Below are 6,801 nucleotides of genomic sequence, written 5' to 3' on the forward strand. Positions count from 1 at the left end.
CGGAGGCGGAGCCCCTGGGTGGTGGCCGGGCAACAGTGCCCTACGCCCGGGGGTACCGCTCCAGCCACCCCGGCGCGGACCCCGTGGGGCTGTGCAGCGCGGCGCCCTGCGTCATCTCCATCGCGAAGTCGTCCGCCAGGACCAGCATCGTGGGACGGCCCTCCAGCTCGGCCAGCCAGGCCGGCGGGAGGGCCGTCTCGCCGTGCAGCGCCCCCAGCAGGCCACCGGTCAGGGCTCCCGCCGCCCCTGAGGGACCCCTCTGGTTCACGGCGAGGCACAGCGCGTGCCGGACGTCCTCCCCCACCACCGTGCAGTACACGGCGACCGCCAGCACCCCGGCCGCCGTACCGTCCCCGGCCAGTTCCTCGATCCGGTCGGGCGTCGGCATGCCCTGCCGTACCGCTCCCAGGGCGTGCTGCAAGGCGTCCGCGACCTGCTGCTGCCCCGGCCGCGGGGCGAGCAGTGCCAGGGCCCGCTGCACGCCGGCGTCGGGCCCCTCCCCGCGCGCCAGCGCGTGCAGGATCACGGCGTACGCGCCTGCCGCGAGGTACGCCGTGGGGTGCCCGTGCGTCTGCGCCGCGCACTCGATCGCCAGTTGCAGCACCAGTTGCGGCTCCCACCCGACGAGCAGCCCGAACGGCGCGGAGCGCGCCGCGGCTTCGGGCCCCTGATCGCCGGGGTTCTTCGGCGCGTCCAGCGTGCCCATCGTGTCGTCGCCGAGGCCGAGCAGACAGGCCCGGGCCGGCGAGCGCCGGGCGTACAGCCACTCCTCGCGGGCCAGCCAGCCGTCCTCCTTGCGTCGCTCGTCGGGACCCCAGTCCCGCTGGGTGGCCGCCCAGCGCAGATACGCCCGGTGCAGATCGGTCGGCGGATGCCAGGCGCCGGTGTCACGGCGGACCTGGGCGCGGATGAGCCCGTCCACGGAGAACAGGGTGAGCTGCGTGTGGTGCGTGATCGCGCCACGCCGGCCGTGCCCGAACGCCAGGTCCGTCAGCCCCTGCGGCCCGTGGGCCTGCCGGATCTCCTCCAGGGTGAGCCCGTCGACCGGCGCGCCCAGGGCGTCGGCGACGGCCACACCGAGCAGCGTGCCGCGCACCCGGCTGCGGAAGTCCTGCTGCTCGGCGCGCCCCCAGACGGCACCGGCTGTCGCACCCACCCCAGGCCTCCTCACGGCACCGCACGCACCTCAGACGCGCAGCACTGTAATCGAGCGGGAGCGCGCGGCTCATGGCTGCGGAACGTCATGCACACCACACTTCCGTGACCGCCCGAAAATCCTCTGTGAGCGGCCGAAAGCCGTCTCCATAGTTGGATCATGGCCGAAACAACGAGAAGCCCCCACACCCGGTCCGCGCTCCCCCTCGCCGCGACCCTCCTCACCGGCACGATCGCCCTCTACATCGCGCTCGTCGCGTTCGGGAACATCACCGACTTCGGCACCAACCAGCAGTTCGTCCGGCACGTCCTCGCGATGGACACCACCTTCAAGGACGACGACCTGATGTGGCGCGCCATCACCTCGCACGCCTGGGAGGACGCCGCGTACGTGGCGATCATCGCCTGGGAGACGGCCGCCGCCCTGATCCTGATCGCCGCGACCTGCCTGTGGGCCCGCCACCACCCGCGCGCCCGGTGGTTCTCGGACATCGGCCTGCTGATGCTCCTGCTGCTCTTCGGCGCCGGGTTCGTCGCGATAGGCGGCGAGTGGTTCGCGATGTGGCAGTCCAAGACCTGGAACGGCCTGGACGCGGCCGTCCGGGTCATCGTCCTGACCGGGGTGGTGCTGCTGGTGACGCACCTGCCGGGGGCGACTCGGGACGAGGGCTGAGCGGTCCTCGGCGAGGCCCCCGGCACGTCACGTGCCGGGGCGCTCAGTTCTCCAGCACCGGCAGCAACTCCGGCAGATGCCCGTCGGACGCCTCCGCCGCCCGCTGCCGCTCCTCCGGGACCTCGCCGTAGACCGTCGTGCGGGGCCTCGCCGGGCGGCCCGCCGCCTCCGCGACCGCGATCAGTTCCCTGATCGACTTGTACGAGCCGTAGGAGGAGCCCGCCATGCGGGAGATCGTCTCCTCCATCAGGGTGCCGCCCAGGTCGTTCGCGCCGGAGCGGAGCATCTCCGCCGCACCCTCCGTACCCAGTTTGACCCAGCTTGTCTGGATGTTCGGGATGTGCGGGTGCAGCAGGAGGCGCGCCATCGCCGTGACCGCGCGGTTGTCCCGCATCGTCGGGCCGGGGCGGGAGATGCCGGCCAGGTACACCGGGGCGTTGGTGTGGATGAAGGGCAGGGTGACGAACTCCGTGAAGCCGCCTGTCCGTTGCTGGATGCCGGCGAGGGTGCGCAGATGGCCCAGCCAGTGGCGGGGCTGGTCGACGTGGCCGTACATCATCGTCGACGAGGAGCGGATGCCCAGTTCGTGCGCCGTCGTGACGACCTCGATCCAGGTCGCCGTGGGCAGCTTGCCCTTCGTCAGGACCCAGCGCACCTCGTCGTCCAGGATCTCCGCCGCGGTGCCGGGGATCGTGTCCAGGCCCGCTTCCTTCGCCGCCGTCAGCCAATCGCGAATCGACATGCCGGTGCGGGTCGCCCCGTTGACCACCTCCATCGGGGAGAAGGCGTGCACATGCATGCCGGGGACGCGGGACTTCACCGCCTTCGCGATGTCGAAGTACGCCGTCCCGGGCAGGTCCGGGTGGATGCCGCCCTGCATGCACACCTCGACCGCGCCCACGTCCCAGGCCTGCTGGGCGCGGTCCGCGACCTGCTCCAGGGAGAGCGTGTAGGCGTCCGCGTCCGTGCGGCGCTGCGCGAACGCGCAGAAACGGCAGCCCGTGTAGCAGACGTTCGTGAAGTTGATGTTCCGGGTGACGATGTACGTCACGTCGTCGCCGACCGCCGACCTGCGCACGTCGTCCGCGATGCGGCACAGCGCGTCCAGCGCCGGGCCGTCCGCGTGCAGCAGCGCCAGCGCCTCGTCGTCGTCGAGCCGCGTCGGGTCGTCGGCGGCCGTGCGCAGCGCCGCCCGTACGTCGGCGTCGATGCGCTGCGGTGCCATACCGGGCGCCGCCGCCTCCCGCAGCGCCTCCCAGTCGCCGTACACCTCGTCGAAGTCGTCCCGCCGGTCGCCCGTACGGCCGTCGCTGTCGATCGTGCGGTGCAGGTCGGTGCGTCCGGCCGCGACGAACACCTCCTCGGGTTCCTGCCAGGGGTGTCCCTCGACCACCGCGTCCTCACGGGCCAGGCCCGTCTCCGGGTCCGCCAGCGCCGCCACGTGGGGTCGCAGCCGCGGGTCCAGCCAGGGCTCCCCGCGCCGGACGAACTCCGGGTACACGCACAGGCGTTCCCGCAGGGCGAAGCCCGCCGCCGCGGAACGCTCCCGCAGCCGCTCGATCTGCGGCCAGGGCCGCTCGGGGTTCACATGGTCGATGGTCAGCGGCGACACCCCGCCCCAGTCGTCGATGCCGGCGCCGATGAGCCGCTCGTACTCCCCGTCGACCAGGTTCGGCGGTGCCTGCAGACAGGCGGAGGGGCCCATGATGTGCCGGGCCACGGCCACCGCCGCGACCAGCTCGTCCAGTTCGGCGTCCGGCATCCCGCGCATCGCCGTGTCCGGCTTGGCGCGGAAGTTCTGGATGATCAGCTCCTGGATGCCGTGGTAGGCGCGGGACACCTTCCGCAGCGCGAACAGCGACTCGGCGCGCTCCTCGTAGGTCTCGCCGATGCCGATGAGGAGACCGGAGGTGAAGGGGACGGAGGAGCGGCCGGCGTCCTCCAGCACCCGCAGGCGGACCGCCGGTTCCTTGTCGGGGGAGCCGTAGTGGGGGCCGCCCGGCTCCGACCACAGCCGGGTCGCCGTCGTCTCCAGCATCATGCCCATCGACGGGGCGACCGGCTTGAGCCGCTGGAAGTCGGTCCAGGACATCACACCGGGGTTGAGGTGCGGCAGCAGGCCCGTCTCCTCCAGGATCCGGATGGAGATGGCCCGTACATAGGCGATCGTGTCGTCGTAGCCGTGCGCGTCCAGCCACTCGCGCGCCTCGGGCCAGCGGTCCTCCGGCTTGTCGCCGAGGGTGATCAGGGCTTCCTTGCAGCCCAGGGCGGCGCCCTTGCGGGCGATGTCGAGGACCTCGTCCGGGGACATGAACATCCCGTGCCCGGCGCGGCGCAGCTTGCCCGGCACGGTGACGAAGGTGCAGTAGTGGCACTTGTCGCGGCACAGGCGGGTCAGGGGGATGAAGACGCTCTTCGAGTACGTGATGACGCCGGGCCGGCCGGCGGCCTCGAGGCCCGCGTCGCGCACCCGGGCGGCGGACGCGGCGAGGTCGTCGAGGTGCGCGCCGCGGGCCTGGAGCAGCACCGCGGCTTCGGTGACGTCGAGAGCGACACCGTCTCGGGCGCGTTTGAGGGCGCGACGCATGGAGTTCTCGGTGGGGCCGGTTCCGGAGGTCGCGGAAGTCGTCATCCCTCGAGCATACGTATGCGTTGATCAGGTCATACAGGGCGTACGTGCGTCGGTGGGGCGGTTCACCCGTTACAGGGCGTCACCGGTTGCCGTGGCCATCCGCTGTTACGCCGACCCCTGGCTGCCGATCGGCTTCCCGTGCACTGGAGTTCACGGGTGAACACGACAGTGGTGTCCGCCATCCCTGCACCACCCCTGTCATCCGACACATCGGGAGCAGCAGCATGTGCGAGGACGACCACGGCACCGGCATGGGAAGACGCGCACTGTTCGTGACGGGTGCGGCCGCCGCGCTTACGTTGGGAACCGTGAGCTTCTCCGAGGGCCCCGCCGCCGAGGCGGCCGACAACCGGGAGACGAGGACGGTGCGCGGCACGCTGCCCACCGGCTCCCCCGACTTCGTGTACCTGCCCGTCGACGTCCCCGAGGGCGTCCGTGAGATCCACGTCGCCTACACCTACGACAAGCCGCCCGTCCCGGCCGGCACCCAGGGCAACGGCCTGGACATCGGCATCTTCGACGAGCGCGGCACCGAGCTGGGCGGCAAGGGCTTCCGCGGCTGGTCCGGCGGCGCGCGCAGGGAGTTCTTCGTCCGCGCGGACGACGCGACCCCCGGCTACATCCCGGGCCGCATCCGCCCCGGCACCTGGCACATCGTGCTGGGCCCGTACACGGTGGCGCCGCAGGGCCTGACGTACGAGGTCACGATCACGCTCACCCACGGCGCGCAGGGCGAGACCCCGAAGCCCGTGTACCCGCCGTCCCGGGCCAAGGGCCGGGGCCGCGCCTGGTACCGCGGGGACTGCCATCTGCACTCCTGGTACTCCGACGGCCGCCGCACGCCCGCCGAGATCGCGGCACTGGCCCGGGCGGCCGGTCTGGACTTCATCAACAGCTCCGACCACAACACCCACTCCTCGCACGCCCACTGGGCCGACCAGGCGGGCGACGACCTGCTGATCATGACGGGCGAGGAGGTGACGACCCGCAACGGCCACGTGGTGGCGCTGGGCACCGACCCGGGCACGTTCATCGACTGGCGCTACCGGGCCCGTGACAACCGCTGGGCGCGCTACGCCCAGCAGATCCGCCGCGCGGGCGGCCTGGTCGTCCCGGCGCATCCGCACGCCACCTGCGTGGGCTGCGGCTGGAAGTTCGGCTTCGGCGAGGTGGACGCGGTCGAGGTGTGGAACGGCCCCTACACCCCGGACGACGAGGTGGCGCTCGCGGAGTGGGACCACACGCTGGTGGCGTCGGTCCGTCAGGGGCACGGCCGGTGGCTGCCGGCGATGGGCAACAGCGACGCGCACCGCACCCCCGACGCGGTGGGCAGCCCGCAGACGGTGGTCCTCGCCGACGACCTGACCCGCGAGGCCGTTCTGGAGGGCATCCGCGCGGGCCGCTCGTACGTCGCCGAGTCGAAGAACCTCTCCCTGACCTTCACCGCCTCGGGCAGCCGCGGCGAGCAGGCGGGGATCGGCGAACGGCTGCGGGTGGACCGCGACACCCCGGTCACGGTCCGCCTGGAGGTGCGGGGCGCCCCTCGCTGCACGATCCGCTTCGTCACCGACCAGGGCGTGCTGTTCACGAGCGACCCGCTGCCGGTGACCGGCTCGGGCACGGCCGAATGGCGTACGACAGCGTCGTACGCGGCCTACGTCCGGGCCGAGCTGCGGCACGAGGCGGCGGCGGGCCCGGTGCCGGGGGCGCTGGGCGCGTTCACCAACCCGATCTTCCTGGGCGGGGCGTAGAGGCACCCGCGGGGCGCGCGGCCGTTCTCCGCGCGCCCCGGTCCCCGGTCTGCGAGACTGCGCGGAGTGCCCAGCAGTGTCCCGCCGTCGAGGAGAGCGAGGGACGATGTCGGACTTCGTCGACCGCAAGTACCGTGCCGTCACGGCGTTCCAGCGCCGGATGAACCCGGTGCTGCGCCGCCTGCCCCTCCAGACGGTCCTGGAGACGACGGGCCGCGTGTCCGGACTGCCGCGCCAGACCCCGGTGGGCGGCCGCCGCGTCGGGAAGTCCTTCTGGCTGGTGTCGGAATACGGCGAGAAGTCCCAGTACGTCCGCAACATCCAGGCGAATCCACGCGTCCGGGTGCGCATCCTGGGCCGCTGGCACACGGGCACGGCCCACCTGCTCCCGGACGACGACCCCCGGGCCCGCCTGAAGCAACTGCCGCGCATGAACAGCATGGCGGTACGGGCCCTCGGGGCACAGTTGCTCACGGTACGGGTGGACCTGGACGGCTAGCTTGATCTTTAACCTGTGCGGCGGGGTCGTGGGTTCGTTGACTTCTTCGTTCGCTGCTTCCCGGCGCTTGGTTTGGAGACTGTGTGCACGT

5 protein-coding genes are annotated in these 6,801 nt (G+C 72.3%); 3 read left to right on the forward strand and 2 right to left on the reverse strand.

Translation table 11 applies throughout. The features are described 5' to 3' along the window. Positions 1–40: 40 nt before the first annotated feature. A complete protein-coding gene (locus ACIRC0_RS31805) occupies positions 41–1,156 on the reverse strand; it encodes an ADP-ribosylglycohydrolase family protein (RefSeq protein WP_403622997.1) in 1,116 nt (371 codons plus the stop codon). 159 nt (positions 1,157–1,315) lie between these two features. On the opposite strand from ACIRC0_RS31805, the gene ACIRC0_RS31810 reads away from it, so the two are divergent. Further along, positions 1,316–1,828, forward strand: a complete 513-nt coding sequence (locus ACIRC0_RS31810; protein WP_403623000.1) for a DUF2165 domain-containing protein — start codon at positions 1,316–1,318, stop codon at positions 1,826–1,828. 43 nt (positions 1,829–1,871) lie between these two features. Here the strand turns inward: ACIRC0_RS31810 and ACIRC0_RS31815 are convergent, their stop codons facing one another. Beyond that, entirely contained in the window at positions 1,872–4,460 is a 2,589-nt protein-coding gene (locus tag ACIRC0_RS31815; RefSeq protein WP_403623003.1) for a bifunctional FO biosynthesis protein CofGH, read from the reverse strand. 224 nt (positions 4,461–4,684) lie between these two features. On the opposite strand from ACIRC0_RS31815, the gene ACIRC0_RS31820 reads away from it, so the two are divergent. Together ACIRC0_RS31820 and ACIRC0_RS31825 are read left to right on the forward strand one after the other, a co-directional pair. Further along, positions 4,685–6,211, forward strand: a complete 1,527-nt coding sequence (locus tag ACIRC0_RS31820; protein WP_403623006.1) for a CehA/McbA family metallohydrolase — start codon at positions 4,685–4,687, stop codon at positions 6,209–6,211. Positions 6,212–6,317: 106 nt separating this feature from the next. Next, entirely contained in the window at positions 6,318–6,710 is a 393-nt protein-coding gene (locus ACIRC0_RS31825) for a nitroreductase/quinone reductase family protein (protein ID WP_403623009.1), read from the forward strand. Positions 6,711–6,801 lie beyond the last annotated feature (91 nt).

This window comes from Streptomyces sp. NPDC093984 (genome assembly GCF_044764595.1).
Classification (GTDB): domain Bacteria; phylum Actinomycetota; class Actinomycetes; order Streptomycetales; family Streptomycetaceae; genus Streptomyces; species Streptomyces cynarae.

Bases quoted from the DNA above. Each gene is read 5' to 3' on its own strand.
- ACIRC0_RS31810 (WP_403623000.1), top strand. From the start codon at position 1,316: ATGGCCGAAACAACGAGAAGCCCCCACACCCGGTCCGCGCTCCCCCTC.
- ACIRC0_RS31815 (WP_403623003.1), bottom strand. From the start codon at position 4,460: ATGACGACTTCCGCGACCTCCGGAACCGGCCCCACCGAGAACTCCATG.
- ACIRC0_RS31820 (WP_403623006.1), top strand. From the start codon at position 4,685: ATGTGCGAGGACGACCACGGCACCGGCATGGGAAGACGCGCACTGTTC.
- ACIRC0_RS31825 (WP_403623009.1), top strand. From the start codon at position 6,318: ATGTCGGACTTCGTCGACCGCAAGTACCGTGCCGTCACGGCGTTCCAG.